The organism is Maribacter sp. HS (genome assembly GCF_048059195.1).
Lineage (GTDB): Bacteria > Bacteroidota > Bacteroidia > Flavobacteriales > Flavobacteriaceae > Maribacter > Maribacter dokdonensis.
The window spans coordinates 260,084-275,918 of record NZ_JAYLVV010000009.1; the positions used below are offsets into that span (position 1 = coordinate 260,084).

The 15,835-nt window shown below is 37.7% G+C and carries 13 protein-coding genes; 12 read left to right on the forward strand and 1 reads right to left on the reverse strand.

The features are described from left to right. Positions 1-57 precede the first annotated feature (57 nt). The gene (locus VBZ51_RS17345; RefSeq protein ID WP_416577752.1) at positions 58-816 is read left to right on the forward strand and encodes a sigma-70 family RNA polymerase sigma factor; all 759 of its coding nucleotides are present in this window, start codon (positions 58-60) and stop codon (positions 814-816) included. A 45-nt stretch (positions 817-861) separates the two neighbouring features. On the opposite strand, the gene VBZ51_RS17350 is transcribed toward VBZ51_RS17345, so the two are convergent. Beyond that, positions 862-1,323, reverse strand: a complete 462-nt coding sequence (locus VBZ51_RS17350) for a pyridoxamine 5'-phosphate oxidase family protein (protein ID WP_416577753.1) — start codon at positions 1,321-1,323, stop codon at positions 862-864. Positions 1,324-1,512: 189 nt separating this feature from the next. On the opposite strand from VBZ51_RS17350, the gene VBZ51_RS17355 reads away from it, so the two are divergent. From VBZ51_RS17355 to VBZ51_RS17405, 11 genes are all read left to right on the forward strand, one after another. Then, complete coding sequence (locus tag VBZ51_RS17355; RefSeq protein ID WP_416577754.1) at positions 1,513-3,660, forward strand: VIT and vWA domain-containing protein; 2,148 nt, start codon at positions 1,513-1,515, stop codon at positions 3,658-3,660. Between the two features lie 235 nt (positions 3,661-3,895). After that, positions 3,896-4,453 carry a hypothetical protein gene (locus tag VBZ51_RS17360; protein WP_416577755.1) on the forward strand — a complete coding sequence of 186 codons (558 nt, stop codon included), beginning with the start codon at positions 3,896-3,898 and terminating at the stop codon, positions 4,451-4,453. 24 nt (positions 4,454-4,477) lie between these two features. Continuing rightward, positions 4,478-5,371 (forward strand): SH3 domain-containing protein, encoded by an 894-nt coding sequence (locus VBZ51_RS17365; protein ID WP_416577756.1) that lies wholly within the window; start codon positions 4,478-4,480, stop codon positions 5,369-5,371. 9 nt (positions 5,372-5,380) lie between these two features. Next, positions 5,381-6,409, forward strand: coding sequence for a hypothetical protein (locus tag VBZ51_RS17370; RefSeq protein WP_416577757.1), 1,029 nt, complete (start codon positions 5,381-5,383; stop codon positions 6,407-6,409). A 43-nt stretch (positions 6,410-6,452) separates the two neighbouring features. Further along, positions 6,453-9,485, forward strand: a complete 3,033-nt coding sequence (locus VBZ51_RS17375; protein WP_416577758.1) for a two-component regulator propeller domain-containing protein — start codon at positions 6,453-6,455, stop codon at positions 9,483-9,485. A gap of 6 nt (positions 9,486-9,491) precedes the next feature. Further along, positions 9,492-10,241, forward strand: a complete 750-nt coding sequence (locus VBZ51_RS17380) for a LytR/AlgR family response regulator transcription factor (RefSeq protein ID WP_416577759.1) — start codon at positions 9,492-9,494, stop codon at positions 10,239-10,241. Between the two features lie 28 nt (positions 10,242-10,269). After that, complete coding sequence (locus VBZ51_RS17385) at positions 10,270-10,707, forward strand: DUF4262 domain-containing protein (RefSeq protein ID WP_276472860.1); 438 nt, start codon at positions 10,270-10,272, stop codon at positions 10,705-10,707. Between the two features lie 400 nt (positions 10,708-11,107). Beyond that, complete coding sequence (locus tag VBZ51_RS17390; protein ID WP_416577760.1) at positions 11,108-12,748, forward strand: TldD/PmbA family protein; 1,641 nt, start codon at positions 11,108-11,110, stop codon at positions 12,746-12,748. A gap of 25 nt (positions 12,749-12,773) precedes the next feature. Then, a complete protein-coding gene (locus tag VBZ51_RS17395) occupies positions 12,774-14,090 on the forward strand; it encodes a TldD/PmbA family protein (RefSeq protein WP_210707928.1) in 1,317 nt (438 codons plus the stop codon). 94 nt (positions 14,091-14,184) lie between these two features. Continuing rightward, the gene (locus tag VBZ51_RS17400; RefSeq protein ID WP_089260575.1) at positions 14,185-14,805 is read left to right on the forward strand and encodes a DUF4159 domain-containing protein; all 621 of its coding nucleotides are present in this window, start codon (positions 14,185-14,187) and stop codon (positions 14,803-14,805) included. A 12-nt stretch (positions 14,806-14,817) separates the two neighbouring features. After that, positions 14,818-15,822, forward strand: a complete 1,005-nt coding sequence (locus VBZ51_RS17405) for an AAA family ATPase (protein ID WP_416577761.1) — start codon at positions 14,818-14,820, stop codon at positions 15,820-15,822. The last annotated feature ends 13 nt before the right edge of the window (positions 15,823-15,835 follow it).

Here is a 15,835-nt window from a genome sequence, read left to right on the forward strand (position 1 = left end):
GAATTACGCCTTTAAGTTTGCAATTTTATACTGTAATAATCTTAAAAGTAAACAATTATGGAAATTGCCATGAACGATGTACGTATAATAATGAAAGAAACATATTCTAAATTGGTCTCCTTTAAACGTAAAGAGAATAGAGAATCTTTTAATAAAGAGTTGCTGAGGATTTTACCAAAAATATATAGATATGTTTCTAAGAGATTGAATAGTGCCGTTGCCAATGGTAAATTAAACAAAGGTATGTTCGATCCCAGTGATTTTACCGATCAGCTTTTTATAGAAGTGTATGATAATATTGATGATATAAAGAGTGAAAACGAGCTACATGTATTTTTGTTCAAAAAAGTAGATGAGCTTTTGGAAGATAGTTTGGTAGAAGAGGAGTTTGATCACGTTTTCTTTGATAATATAGACACCTATTCCAAACCGGAGTGGGATGCTATGGAAGAAGATTATACTCAAGATGGCGATGGCGACTTTTTACTTTTAGAAGAAATGGACGATAGTTCTTTAGATAAAAGTAACTATACATTGGACCATGTTTTCATTACCGATGAAGAAAAGCAATTGGCAGATAAGCTCGATGCATCTTTAGATAAGGAACGTATAAATAAACACATGCAATTGGTTTTGGATAAGATGAACTTACCAATGAGAACGGTATTTGAGCTCTTCACCAACGAAGGGCTAACCACAGAAGAAATAGCTGACATACGTAAAACAACATTAGATCAAGTAGAAGAATTATTGGCTTCGGCAAGGCAACTGCTTAAGAATAGTTTTGAGAAACGATTTCTTATTGACAGCAATTAGAAAAAAAAAGCTCTCATTTTAATGAGAGCTTTTTTTTAGTATCATTTACAAATTGGTTACCCTAAGTTTTCCAGTAAGTTCATTAATATTGATACGAAAAACGATCGGCGCTTCTTCGGCATCAATTTTTGCAGAAAACTCACTTATATATTTTGGGTGCTCACCGTAAATGGTTGCTATTACTTTTTTAACACCATCAGAGAATTCATGTAGCATATGTTTGGCATCAATTCTAGAAAGCTCCTCAAAGGTACCCTGAACTAAAACGGACTTCCAATTGGCTATGGAAGCTATTTCATCAACTCCCAAGCAAACCGCGGTATTCTTTCGCATTTCTTGAATTTTGTGCCCTTCACTAGAATAGCTGGTAATGGAATGCGTGTCAGCATCGTAATAAAATGTAATGGGCACAATGAATGGGTGTCCCCCTGATAGGTAGGAAAGCCTGCCAATGTAGTTTTGTCCTAATAACGCCTTACATTCTTCTAGATTCATATTTCTTCTCATGACCAATTGTTGTTTGTTGATACTATAAAAGTATATATCATTGATTTAGTGGCACATGATATTGGTCAGTAGTAGAAAATTACTTTGACAACGAATTCTAGATAATACCCAACGAATACTAAAAGCCACCTTTTTTAGCGATTGTTCACTGTTAGATTTGACTTCAAATAATAATCTAATACAACGATCATGAAACTACTTTACACCTTTTTACTGTGCACAATCTGCTTTGCAGGTTTTTCCCAAGATACTGACAGTCCGTATTTATTGGTCTCTACCAAGAACGCCATTATACCTTTAAAATCTTCCATAACTGAAGCAAATATAGCGGGTACCATTGCCCATGTTCGGGTTACACAAGTATATCAAAACAAAGGAACGGAGCCTATAGAAGCCAAGTATGTGTTTCCGCTATCTACACAGGCAGCGGTTCATAAAATGCATATGATTGTTGATGACCGACTTGTAGTTGCCAAAATTTTTGAAAAGCAAGAAGCTAAAAAAGTATACGATACCGCCATTGAAGAAGGTAAGCGAGCTGCAAAGTTAGAGCAACATAGACCCAATGTATTTCAAATGAATGTGGGCAATATTATGCCTGGCGATGAAATTACGATCGACATTTATTATACCGAAATGTTGGTGCCTGTAAATGGCGAATATCAGTTTGTGGCTCCTGCCGTAGTGGGTCCACGATTTACTGGGGAAAGTACTGAAACAGAAAGTGGTTTTACAATGCCTTACACGGCAAAAGGTATTGCAGATAGTTTTGATTTCGATATTTCGGTTAGGCTAAACGCAGGTATGGTCATTCAGCATGTCAATAGTGCATCACACGAAATTATAGTGGATTATCCTGATGCGAAAACAGCCGAGATTGTACTATCCGAAGAAAATAAGAATCCGTCGAACAGAGATTTTATCTTGAAATACAATTTAAGGGGCAATCAAATACAAACCGGATTATTGTTATACGAAGGCGAAGAAGAAAACTTCTTTTCTTTTCAAATGGAACCTCACAAGAATGTAGTGTTAGGCGATATTCCTTCACGTGAATATTTGTTTATCGTTGATGTATCGGGCTCTATGAACGGTTACCCATTAGAAGTATCGCGAACCTTAATGCGCAATCTTCTATGTGGATTACGAATGACGGATACGTTCAATGTTCAGCTATTTGCATCAAGTTCTACCATGTTTAGCGCTGTGCCTGTAGAAATCAACGAGCAGAATATAGAGGCGGCAATTCGGTTTTTATCGGAAGGTCAAGGCGGTGGAGGCACACAATTGTTAAGTGCGCTGCAAACAGCATATAAATTGCCTAGAAAAGATATGAGCGTAGCAAGGTCTATGGTGGTCATCACCGACGGCTATGTTAGCGTTGAAAAAGAAGCCTTTGAACTTATACGTAACAATCTAGACCAAGCCAGTGTCTTCACCTTTGGTATAGGTTCTAGTGTCAATAGGTATTTAGTTGAAGGTATGGCAAAGGTTTCTAATAGCGAATCGTTCATTGCCACAACGTCGGAAGAAGCTGCCGAAGTGGCTAAAGACTTTGCAAATTATATAGCAACTCCATTATTGACACGAGTAAAGATTGAATCCAAAGGGTTTGATATGTACGACCTTGCCCAAAAGAGTATACCAGATGTATTTGCAGCAAGACCGGTAGTGGTTCACGGCAAATATAAGGGTAAGGCAGAAGGGAACATAATCGTCACCGGATATCAAGGTAAAAAACGCTTTAGACAAGTGTATAATGTAACTGACGGACATTTAAGCAAGCGGAACAAAGCCTTGGGTTATTTGTGGGCTAGAAAGCGAATAGGGGAGTTAGATGATTACAAGAAGCTATTTAATGAAGATGTGAAAGTTGAGGTGGTGGCATTAGGACTAAAATATAATTTGCTGACGAATTACACCTCTTTTGTAGCGGTCGATGATGCCATAGTCAATAAAAATGGTACGTTGGCGAAAGTAAAACAGCCGTTGCCAATGCCAGAAAACGTCAACAATTCCGCCGTAGGAGCAGAAGCGGAGGTCAAAGAAACCAGCAAATTCAAACGCACGTTCAACATAATTTTTGAAGATAAGATAGCAAAGAATGAAAAAAGACAGTTAACGATGGAATTTAAAGTGATGTATGCCAAATTAGTATCGGAATACTTGAAAAAGTATGAAAGTCTGCGTATTAAATTCAATGTTCAAGGCAAGGTTATACGTGTAGAAAAATTTGAGAATGGCAGCTGGACAGTTGATGAAAGTATGCAGTTAGAATTTGAAAAAATAAGTTTAAAATCCGTTAAAAAAGAAATCACATTAACATTGAAAAAATAGGTAGTTAGTTTTGGTTAGTTGGTTCTCCGAAAGGAGAAGAAAACCTGTGAGATTTCTATAATCTTGCAGGTTTTTCTTTTGTAATAATCATAAGAGAAAAGAGATATAAACTTAATAAATACGCACTGTTCAACGAATTCTAGATGAATAGCTACGAATACTAGAACACCCTTATAAAAGCCTTGTCTCCGTAGTAATTTAGTAGTGTAGAAAGAAAACAACTAAAATAATTATCATGAGAAAATTTATCTTTTTAACAATCATATTATGTGTTTGTGCCACTAATGCACAAGAGTTTAAACTAACTAATACCTACGATGTTACCAACCAAAGAACCGTTGGTCAAGAGGAAGAAGACACCTGGGCGGTAGATGTCATTGAAACCAAAAATCCAGAGAAGACTATTGCCACCTTAAATATTGCAGATTTTGGTTTGTTAGATGAAATAAGAATCTCGGTATTACCAGGACCGGCATTGGAAGGAATCACCGAAATTTTGAAAATCACTCTTGAGTATAATGCATGTTGCTCAAGTACAAAAGAGTTCTATTATTTGGTTGGCGAAGATGGGGTCATTGCCCTGCCAAGTATAAAAAATGAGTATGCCTACGAACCTATTTCAGACATACATTACATATTTCCTAACCAGTCTTTTGGCAAGGAAGGAACTATTCTAAGAGCTGCATTACAATACACGGAAACATATACGATCAAAGACATAAAAGTGCTAAGAAGCATTGCTTGGAACGATGATGACTTTGATACAGAAGATGCTATAACAGCAATTAATTAGTAATAACCCTTAAAATTTAAAATCATGAAAAATGTAAAGAAAAGTGTCCTGTTCATTTGCTTATTTGTAGTTGCAAATTTATTTGCGCAAAGTGTAGAACAAGTAGAGTTTGAAGTTATGGATAAAGAAATTCCTGCCGAAGAATTAACTTATGAGTACTTATTAGCACACAAGGTATTTTTAAGAGAAAAGCCATCGGTGCGTAGTAAAAAAGTAACCTTGTTAAATATTGGAACTAAAATGGTGTTATGGGAAAAGAGTCTGTATTCCAAAGAAATAGACGGTATCAAAAGCCATTGGTATAGAGTAACCACAGGAGACCAGACCGGATGGGTTTGGGGCGGAATGATAGCGCAGAAATCCTTTGGTAGTATTGCGGACAATCAGGTGAAGTTTGTGTACGGTTATGAAAGCAGTACAACAAACGAAGCAGGTATTACGGAGGTAAAGTACCAATTACGTGCCTTTAAATACGGTCAACAATTAGATAAAATGGTGTTAGATAGTTTGTCTGCTATACCGGCTCATATTGAAAACCATGGTAGTCTTGGTTTGTTCAATGTAGAAGATGTGATTACAGTAGATTTAGCCGATGCGGATACCGGTTACCAAGTAGGTAAAAGCTATGTATTTTGGAACAATGGCAGATTTAAGAAAGTAGCAAGTTTAATTGACTATGCAGATAGCAATTATTTAAAGACGGAATCTTTTGTTTTTCCTTCGGATATGCAAGGAGTTAAGAGTACCATTTTGTTAAAAACTACGATTACAAAGAATATAAAATCCTTAGATGATGCTTTGGCTCAAAACAATGTAGAATTTATTACTACGCCGTATATATGGAACGGTTCTAAGCTGATAAAAAAGCAAGAAAACCGTGAAATTGAAGACAATGCCGTAGTAAGTATAGACTTTTAAAATTAAGCAATGATGAACAAGTGTTTTATTATCGTATTGGTGAGTGTGCTAATGCTTGGTGGCAAGAAGCCGTTTTCGCAACAGTCGGAAACGGCACTTGCTTTACCGAACATAAGCATTCAAGAATCTATCGTATTTATAGCTGGTTTTGATGAGAGTGACAATACTTATTACAGCAATGCAAAACAGTATTTTCAAAAACAGGAAATGCCTATTGAAGAGGGTTTGCACACCATTAATGAGATAATCGCTTACATCAACAATGCAGGGGAGAACCAAGTTCGCTTTAAAGAAATTCACGTAGTAAGCCATAGCAATGCCTGGTTAGGAATGTCCATGAGAATTAAGGAAAATGGCGAACGCATTACCGTAAAGAGTTTAGAATTTGCAGTTAAGGAGTATAACATAGAAAGCATTTGCAAAGAATATACGGGCAATACCAAGATTATTTTTCATTCATGTGGATTGGGCGAAAACAAAGCATTGCTAACAGAATTGAAGCATGTTTTTAAGGCAGGTCAAGTAAGTGCATCGCCCTATTTTAATGTATTTGGCGGTAAATATGCAGAACATTATCTGGCAAAACCTTACTATGGGTTTTACCCAACGGCAGAGTCTAAAGGACCGGCATTTCTCTCCCAAGAATTTAGAGAAAACTACCCAAATGTACATATAGATTGGTTAACTGCTTTAACCACTAGACAGGAGTCTTCATTTGGTGAGGCTTATAGTTTTAAATTTAATATTCCGGTTGAATGGGAATTTACTTTTGACAACAGCAACCATATGCCTAAATTGGCAGATAAGGAAGCTATCATGGATTGGGTTTCAGAATCCCCAGAAATGGCGGAGGTATTGTTTGCCTTGCAAATTCCGATAGAAAAATTTCGTTGGAGAAGTACGGTAAATGGCAATACGCTAGTTATAAAAGGAAAAACTACGGTACTGTGCGTATTGGCACCTATTTTGCAGTCTAATGGTGCTAATGAGTACAAAAATGTGTCGGTAGAAGACCGTTCGCTTTATCAAATATTATAGTAGCATTGGCGTTAGTTTAATACGTAAAAGAAATCCGTTTTTTTTGAATCTGATTATTAAATACTTCTTGATTGTTTGCTGTTGTTTTGGTACAATACAATTATTTGCGCAAAACAGTCAGCTACGGTCATATACCATTGCAGATGGATTACCGCAATCACAGGTATATGATATTGTACAAGATGATATGGGCTACTTGTGGCTAGCGACTCAAGGTGGCGGACTGGCAAATTTTGACGGAGAAATTTTTGAAGTATGGAATGAAGGTGATGGCTTGCTTTCCAATTATATTGATGCACTTTACACCGTTAACGACTCCTTGTTTATTGGAACAAAAAAGGGACTTTCCATAAAGGTAAAAAACAACTTTGTTAATCTAGAAGCTCCGCAAATACTTCAATTTTTTCCAGTTGATGGTCAGTTGTATTTAGCGACCAAAAATGGACTCTATACCTACAGCAAAAATAAGCTGGTAAGCAAGGTTAATTTCAATTCAGAAATTGACAATAGTGAAATCAATTCGGTGTTTTTTGATGGAAATTATTACTGGCTAGCGACCAACAAAGCTTTGTGGAAATTAAAAGAATTAGGTGATAATACTACCGAAATTATAAAAGTTGAGAAGAATAATTTCAAGTCGGTCATAGCACATAACAATCATATTATTGCAGCAACTTTTGATGATGGTGTCTTTATAATCGATAAGGCTACAACCGATAATCGTTTTTTAATGCCAGAGCCCTCACGTATAAATTCCATGTCAATTCAAAATGAAGATGAGTTATGGATAACTACAGATAATGAGGGAGTTACCATTGTGGAGACCACAACATTTTCAGAAATTAAAAGATTGAATACTGCCAGTGGTTTGGCAACACCACACATAAGAAAGGTCATAAATGACGATAACGGCAATATTTGGATCGCTACATCAGGTGGCGGATTCTACAAGTATTTTCAGAACAATTTTAAACATTATGATCAAGGAACAGGCTTAAAGGGCAATCGCATTTATGCGGTCCATAACGCTGCGGACGGATTATGGTTTTCCACTTCGGAAAAAGGCTTGGCGAAAATTGATTCCGAAGGCATTCACCCATTACCGAACGAGAGTACTTTTTTTGATGTGAAAATCAAGACCATAACTAGTGATACCAAAGGCAATATTTGGGCAGGGTCGGATAATAGAGGCTTGCTTTTTAGTGAGACCAAGATGGTAGACAGCTTGGTGTTTTCATCAAGCGAAAATTACCTTATACAAATTGATACGGTTTCGGTAGAGCGCACGGCAAATCATGTCATTGATGAAAGCAAAGGATTTCCTTCCGATTGGGTTAGAACCTTAATTGCAGACGATGATTATATATGGGCGGCAACCTATGCCCATGGTATCGTGAAATTCAAGTACTATTCAGATAAAGATAGCCTGATCATTGCCAAAACCTTTTCTAGTAGAGATGGTATTACAGATATGCTCATTAAAAGCATGGTAAAAGCTGCCGATGGTAAACTTTGGTACGCAACCCAAAAGGGTCATTTGGGGTATATAGAAAATAATAAAGTGACAACTGTTGAAACAGGCTTGGAAGAACAAACTGCAATTGGTTCCATTTTGTTTCATGATGATACTATTTTCTTGGGAACTTCAGGTAAGGGAATTTGGTATGCTAACAGTACGAATCCGGTAAATTTTCAGCAGCTAAAGGGTAGTAAACGCTTATCGTCCAATAACATATATCAGCTTATTTTTGATGACCAAGGCAACCTGTGGGCAGGTTCTGAACGCGGTGTAGATAAAATAGAACTTAGTGCAACGAACGAAATTGTAGATATCTATCATTTTGGTAGAAACGACGGATTCTTAGGTATAGAAACCTGCTTAAATGCGGTCGATAAAGATGAGGATGGTAATTTGTGGTTTGGTGCTATTTATGGGTTGACCAAGCATATCCCCAGTGAAAGTAAAAAAACGGCGGCTGCGCCTAAAGTATATTTTACGGGAGTAGAAGAGCGGTATAAAAGCATTGATTCCTTGATCTTAAAAGATTGGACGAATACGAGCAAGGTATTACAATTAACTCCCGATCAAACCCAGTTGGGTTTTTCCTTTAGAACGGTAGATATTGACCACCCAAACGAAGTAGTGTATAGAACTCGGCTAGATGATAATGAATGGAGCCCTTGGGTAAAGGAGAATAAGCAGAATTTTGCAGGTTTGGCGTATGGCGCACATACCTTTTCGGTACAATCCAGAAATTACAGATGGCAAGAAAGTGAGCCTATAGCATTCCGTTTTTTCATTGATAGTCCGCTATACCAAAAAGACTGGTTTCAATGGTCGGTTTTGGCGTTGACGCTGGTACTGTTATTAGGCTTTGGTTGGTGGTATATACGTAAGATAAGGGCAAAAAATAGAGCGGAACAAGAACGCTTGAAAACCCAAAATTATTTGTTGACCTTAGAGCAAAAAGCGCTGCAGTTACAAATGAATCCGCATTTCATTTTTAATGTTTTAAATGGTGTAAAGGCAATGGCAGGCACCAAACCAGAAAAGATGGATGCTACCATTAATAGTTTTGCCATACTGTTACGGGAAACACTACAAAATTCAAGAAAAGAACATATCGGTCTAGATCAAGAAATAAAAGCATTAAAACACTACATAGAGGTAGAACAGTTAATGGCGCAAAAGCCTTTTGAATACGCGATAAAAGTTAAAACCACTCCCGATGCCGAAGAAATATTGATACCGCCCATGCTTATTCAGCCATTTGTGGAGAATGCCATACGTCACGGAATTTTAAAAGGCAAAAAGGAAGGGAAATTGGAAATTGGCTTCACCACTTCAAAAACTCATTTACATTGTAGTATTATTGATAATGGATTGGGTATTTTTAAATCGCAGAGCGAAAAGACAAAAACGGACCATCAATCTATGGCATTGACCGTTACCAAAGAAAGATTGGAATCCATTGCAGGTAAAAACACCTTGCATATCAGTGAAATAAAAAATGAAGATGGTAGCATTGATGGAACCAAGATTGCATTTAAAATACCATTGCTAACAGATTATTAAAGACCTATGCATACAGCGATAATAGTAGAAGATATGATTGACGCCTTAACCCTTTTGAAAAAGGATATTGAGACGCAACACCCAGATATTGAAATTATCGCTACGGCACAGAGTGTAGTAGAAGCCGCTAAAGTGCTACGTAAAAATCAGCCCGATATTCTGTTTTTGGATATCATGTTAGGTGACGGTACGGGCTTTGATATTTTAGAGATTTTCCCCGACTTAAAATCGAAGATCATATTTGTAACCGCAAGTGATGAGTTCGCGATAAGAGCCTTTAAATTTGCTGCAATCGACTATGTGTTAAAACCCTATTCCAACGAAGATTTAAGTTTGGCAATTGCAAGAGCAAAAGAGCAATTACAGCCTAATAAAGAGCGTTTACAAATTTTAAAGGAGACCATTTCTGCGCCAGAAAAAAAACCTAATAAGATATCGTTACATACACTAGACCAAATTATCATTGTCAGTCTAGACGATATCATTCGGTGTGAATCCGATAGTAATAACACCATTTTCCACCTTCAAGATAAACGCAAGATATTTGTAACAAAGACACTAAAATACTTTGCCGAATTATTAAGCAGTCACGATTTTGTTCGTGTACACCAAAGTCACTTGGTCAATCTACAATGCATCAGCGCCTATATCAAAACAGATGGTGGTTATTTAATGTTGAAGAATGGAGAAAACGTACCTGTATCTGTCCGCAAAAAAACCGAGATTATTGAGATTTTGGATAAGATGCATAGGTAGCTGAAATTTTGAACTGTTAAAAACTAATATGGAAAAAAATCAAAGGGAAGTGTATTTTAAAATGGTTAACACCAATATTTCTAAATATGGATATCACACAACATATGTTATGGAGGAAATTGGATTTACTCCTTTTGGTTATTCAACTGGGATTTACGAGAATTTTAATATACCAGAACTGATTATATCAGGACTACCTAATGGTTTAACAACAACTTTGGTTCGTAATTACGCAAATAAATATAAAGACGGAACCGTACCATTAAATAGGAAAATAGTTGGGTTAATTGATAACTTTCCAGTTTATTTTGTTGAAGTTTCAAATGAGGTTTTGACTGAATATGTTTTAAGTTCAATTAAACATTATGATAAAAGAGACTATAAATATTTACAATTAATCTTTCCTGATTTAAAAGGTAATTTTCCAAATGAAAAGAATTACGAATATGATCAGAAGATATTTTAAAAGTAAAGCTAATTTTACCTTATCAATAAATAGCTTCTCATTTTAGTTATATCGGCTAGAACCAATGCTTATTAAATTTATATTTATCATTTTAAAAATTTAATCGGGACTACCCTTCCTTGATTATTCAATTCATCCTTCCGAAGTACAAAAAATCCCCACCCCATTTTTATATAATTCTCAAAAGCGGCATTAAAAGTTATATTTTATGTTAAGGTTAACATAATTGTAGCTAAAGCCTAACTATTTTTAGGGAGCACGAATAATTCAGTTAAAATATTTCTAGCTCAATCGCAAGAAGAACTCAATTAGGTAGTTCAATTTTCATATGATTAAGTTAGAAATAGTTGTTTTCTCAAAGAACAACGCTAACAACATTGAAACACTATAAAACTAACACATGAAAAGAAGAGATTTTGTACAGTACGCCGGGTTGGGTGCCGGAGCATTGATGATGCCATCATTATTGCTAGGTAACGACATCCCTACAGAGGCGTTACTGGAACCAGGTATGGATGCCTTGGTGAAAAAACGAATGGCAGATGTTGCCTTAAATACTGCCAAATCATTAGGCGCTACCTATGCAGATGCCCGTATTGGCAGGTATTTAAATCAGTATGTATTCACTAGGGAAGACAAAGTTCAAAACGTGGTCAATACAGAATCCTTTGGTATAGGTATACGTGTAATCGCTAACGGTACATGGGGTTTTGCTTCTACCAATAGTGTTACTGAAGATGGTATTAAAAAAGCGACGGAGCAGGCAGTTGCCATAGCAAAAGCAAACTCTAAAATTCAAAAAGAACCGGTGAAGTTGGCTCCCGTAAACGCATACGGAGAGGTGTCTTGGAAAACACCGATCAAAAAAGATTTTAAAGAAGTTCCGGTTTCAGAAAAGGTAGATCTTTTGCTAAGTGCAAATGCCGCTGCTTTGGATAACGGAGCAAACTTTGTAAACTCCGCCTTATTTATGGTGAACGAGCAAAAGTACTTTGCTTCCACTGACGGTTCTTATATTGATCAGGATATTCACCGCTTGTGGCCAACACTACGAGTAACTGCTGTAGACAAGGCTGCCGGTACTTTTAAGACCAGGGAGAATATGAGTGCTCCAGTAGGTATGGGCTATGAGTATTTAGACGGATTGGAATCTGAGAAAATTGATGGTCCTGCTGGATTGCGTTTGTATAGAAACAGCTATGACATGGTAGAAGATGCCACTATCGCAGCAAAACAGGCAAGAGAAAAACTAACGGCAAAATCTGTTGATGCCGGTAAGTATGATTTGGTCTTAGAGCCTAATCACCTAGGTTTAACTATTCATGAGTCTGTGGGTCACCCATTGGAATTGGATCGTGTATTAGGTTACGAAGCCAACTACGCAGGTACAAGTTTTGCCTCGTTGGATAAATTAAAATCGGGCAACTTTAAATATGGTAGCGACATTGTAAATCTTGTTGCGGATAAGACCCAAGTGGGTTCTTTAGGCGCTGTGGGTTATGATGATGAAGGTGTGAAAGCTAAAAAATGGGATTTGGTGCGTAACGGCGTATTAACAAATTTCCAAGCCATACGTGACCAAGTACATATGATCGGTGAAGAGGAATCTCACGGTTGTTGCTACGCACAAAGTTGGGACGATGTTCAGTTTCAGCGTATGCCAAACGTATCATTAGAGCCAGGTAAAGAAAAGTACTCTATTGCCGAAATGATAAAGGATGTAGAAAAAGGTATTTATATTGCTGGTAGAGGTTCTTACTCAATTGATCAGCAACGTTATAATTTCCAGTTTGGCGGTACTGTTTTTTACGAGATTAAAAATGGTGAAATTGTAGGTATGTTAGAAGATGTAGCTTACCAAAGCAACACCCAAGAATTTTGGAATTCATGTGTTAAGATTTGCGATAAGGATGATTACCGTTTGTTCGGTACGTTCTTCGATGGTAAAGGGCAGCCTTCTCAGGTGAGCGCTGTATCTCATGGTAGTTCTACTGCCAGGTTCAATGATGTAAACGTAATTAACACAGGTAGAAACATTTAATTGTTTCACTCTAAAAAGAACAACAATGGCAATTTATACAAAAGAAGAAGCAAGAAAAATATTGGAGAAGGCATTGAGCTTTTCCAAAGCCGATACCTGCGAGATTAATTTAAGCGGGTATAATAGTGGTAATATAAGATATGCAAGAAATACAGTATCTACATCGGGGTACAGTTCTAACCAAAGCTTGGCGGTACAGTCTAGCTTCGGTAAAAAATCAGGTACGGCAACTATTGATGAGTTCGATGATGCATCATTGGAAAAGGTGGTGAGAAGGGCTGAAGAGTTGGCACAACTTTCTCCTGAGAATCCGGAGTTTATGGAACCTTTAGGTCCACAAGAGTATGATGAATCGATCACATATAGCGAGTCAACAGCAAACATAACGCCGGAGTATAGAGCAGAAGTAGCCAGTAGCAGTATTGTACCTGCAGCTGCAAAAGATGTTACCGCAGCAGGATTTTTAAACGATTCGGCAGGTTTTAGCGCTATGATCAACTCTAAGGGGTTATTCGCTTACAATCAATCTACAGATTTAGAGTTTACGGTAACCATGCGTACCAATGACGGTACCGGTTCTGGTTGGGTAACAAGAGATTTTAACGATGTAGATAAGTTCGATGCCGATGAAGCCGCAAAGACCGCAATTGATAAAGCAGTACTTTCAAGAGAGGCGAAAGCAATTGAGCCAGGGAAATATACGGTGATATTGGAACCAGCTGCCTCGGCAGATTTGTTACGTAACATGTTCCGTTCGTTAAACGCGCGTTCTGCAGATGAGGGAAGGAGTTTTATGTCCGCTCCTGAAGGTAAAAATAAGATTGGGGAGAAAATAGTGGATGAGCGCGTTAATATTTATTCGGACCCATTGCACCCAGAAGTACCTACAGCTACTTGGAACGGAGAGGGGCAACCTATAAAAAAGACAAGTTGGATTGAAAACGGAGTGGTGAAGAACTTGGCGTATGACCGTTTTTGGGCAAAGGAAAAAGGTGTGGAGCCAGTTCCTTTTCCGTCGAACGCAATTATGGCTGGTGGCGATGCCAGTTTAGAGGATTTGATCAAGAGCACTAAAAAAGGAATTTTGGTAACACGTTTATGGTACATACGTAGCGTTGATCCACAGACCTTATTATATACGGGACTTACCAGAGACGGAACGTTTTACATTGAAAACGGTGAAATTAAATATCCTGTAAAAAACTTCAGGTTTAATGAGAGTCCGATCATCATGTTGAACAATCTAGAAACCCTAGGAAAACAAGTACGTATCAATGGTAATTTAATACCCTATATGAAGGTGCGCGATTTTACGTTTACCAGTCTTTCAGATGCGGTATAAGGCATCATAAAGCACTATAAACTGGTTGATTGTGACACCTCACATCAGCCAGTTTTCTTTTTTCAAGCGGAATAAAAACATTAATTACTTGCCCTTGAGCAACGAATTTTTCTTTACGAGATTACAGTATGAGTCCGGTGATTGGGATGTGGATCAGCGCATGCCATCCAATCTGTTGAATTCATTGGTGGAGTACACCACTTTGAAAGTAGATACACAAGAGAAGATAATCACTTTGGCAAGCGATGATATTTTCAAGAGTCCGTTTTGTTATATCTCAGGTCATAAGTTGGTAGAGTTTACCAAGAAGGAAAAAGAGAATTTTGAGAAGTATGTGCGCAACGGAGGCTTTGTTTTTGCAGATGACTGCAATCACGATATAGACGGCTTGTTCGCAAAATCCTTTGAGCGGCAAATGGAAGAAATATTTGGTCCGTCGGAATTAAAAAAAATACCCAATGACCATGAAATCTATACCATTTTCTTTGATTTTGAAGACGGTCCGCCCACCACATCACAAGAGCTGAACGGCTGGGGCGATGATTTGGTGCACGATTATTTAAAGGCAATAGTCATCAACGGTAGAATAGGAGTGCTGTACAGTAATAAGGATTACGGTTGCGAGTGGGATTATGATTTTAGAAACAAACGTTGGTACAAAATAGACAATACACGGTTTGGGGTAAACATTGTCATGTATGCCCTAACCTCATAAACATATTTTTGAATGGATAAAGAATTACAACGCATTGCAGATGAGGTAGAAATGCTTTCCGGTAAATTAAGTGCCTTAAAGCAAGAAATCGGGAAAGTGATTATTGGGCAGGAAGAAACCGTATCGCAATTACTGATTACGTTTTTAGCCGGTGGTCATGCATTGTTAGAAGGGGTTCCCGGTTTGGCAAAAACATTAATGATCAGGACTTTGGCAAATGCCATCGATTTAAAGTTTAAAAGAATACAGTTTACGCCGGATCTAATGCCTTCGGATATTATTGGGACAGAGATTTTAGAAGAAGACCATACTACGGGTAAAAAGTTCTTTAAGTTCAATAAGGGTCCTATTTTCTCTAATATTATCCTGGCGGATGAAATTAACCGTACGCCACCAAAAACACAGGCAGCCTTGCTGGAAGCTATGCAGGAGTTTGAGGTAACTTACGGAGATAAAACCTATCCGTTAGATAAGCCATTTTTTATACTGGCTACACAAAACCCCATTGAGCAGTCTGGTACATTTGTTTTACCAGAAGCACAACAAGACAGATTCTTGTTGTACATCAAAATAGGATATCCTACACAGCAAGATGAAGAAGCCATTTTAAAAGCGACCACGGGTACCTTTAAAAAGAAGTTGAACCGAGTTATTTCGGGCGATGATATCGTGCGTTTGCAACAGTTGGTAAGAGAGGTATCCATCAGTGATGCCCTCATCAGTTTTGTGAGTGATATCATCAGGGCAACCCGCCCAGAAACCACGACCGATGCGTATGTAAAAGACTGGATAGATTGGGGTGCAGGTCCGCGTGCAGGTCAAGCTATGATCTTAACGGCAAAGGCTAATGCCTTGTTAGAAGGTAGGTTAGCGGTAACATTAGATGATATAAAAGCAGTGGCATTGCCCGTACTTCGACATAGGGTTTTGGTGAATTTCAGGGCAGAAGCGGAAGGCATTACCTCTGATAAAGTGGCAACACATTTACTGAGTGCCATTCAACTAAAAGGTAAATAATAACTCTCGATTA

What these genes read in the sequence shown, in the direction of transcription:
- VBZ51_RS17385 (WP_276472860.1), top strand. Translation starts at nt 10,270, where the DNA reads ATGGAAAAAAATCAAAGGGAAGTGTATTTTAAAATGGTTAACACCAAT.
- VBZ51_RS17355 (WP_416577754.1), top strand. Translation starts at nt 1,513, where the DNA reads ATGAAACTACTTTACACCTTTTTACTGTGCACAATCTGCTTTGCAGGT.
- VBZ51_RS17405 (WP_416577761.1), top strand. Translation starts at nt 14,818, where the DNA reads ATGGATAAAGAATTACAACGCATTGCAGATGAGGTAGAAATGCTTTCC.
- VBZ51_RS17360 (WP_416577755.1), top strand. Translation starts at nt 3,896, where the DNA reads ATGAGAAAATTTATCTTTTTAACAATCATATTATGTGTTTGTGCCACT.
- VBZ51_RS17345 (WP_416577752.1), top strand. Translation starts at nt 58, where the DNA reads ATGGAAATTGCCATGAACGATGTACGTATAATAATGAAAGAAACATAT.
- VBZ51_RS17370 (WP_416577757.1), top strand. Translation starts at nt 5,381, where the DNA reads ATGATGAACAAGTGTTTTATTATCGTATTGGTGAGTGTGCTAATGCTT.
- VBZ51_RS17380 (WP_416577759.1), top strand. Translation starts at nt 9,492, where the DNA reads ATGCATACAGCGATAATAGTAGAAGATATGATTGACGCCTTAACCCTT.
- VBZ51_RS17395 (WP_210707928.1), top strand. Translation starts at nt 12,774, where the DNA reads ATGGCAATTTATACAAAAGAAGAAGCAAGAAAAATATTGGAGAAGGCA.
- VBZ51_RS17365 (WP_416577756.1), top strand. Translation starts at nt 4,478, where the DNA reads ATGAAAAATGTAAAGAAAAGTGTCCTGTTCATTTGCTTATTTGTAGTT.
- VBZ51_RS17350 (WP_416577753.1), bottom strand. Translation starts at nt 1,323, where the DNA reads ATGAGAAGAAATATGAATCTAGAAGAATGTAAGGCGTTATTAGGACAA.
- VBZ51_RS17390 (WP_416577760.1), top strand. Translation starts at nt 11,108, where the DNA reads ATGAAAAGAAGAGATTTTGTACAGTACGCCGGGTTGGGTGCCGGAGCA.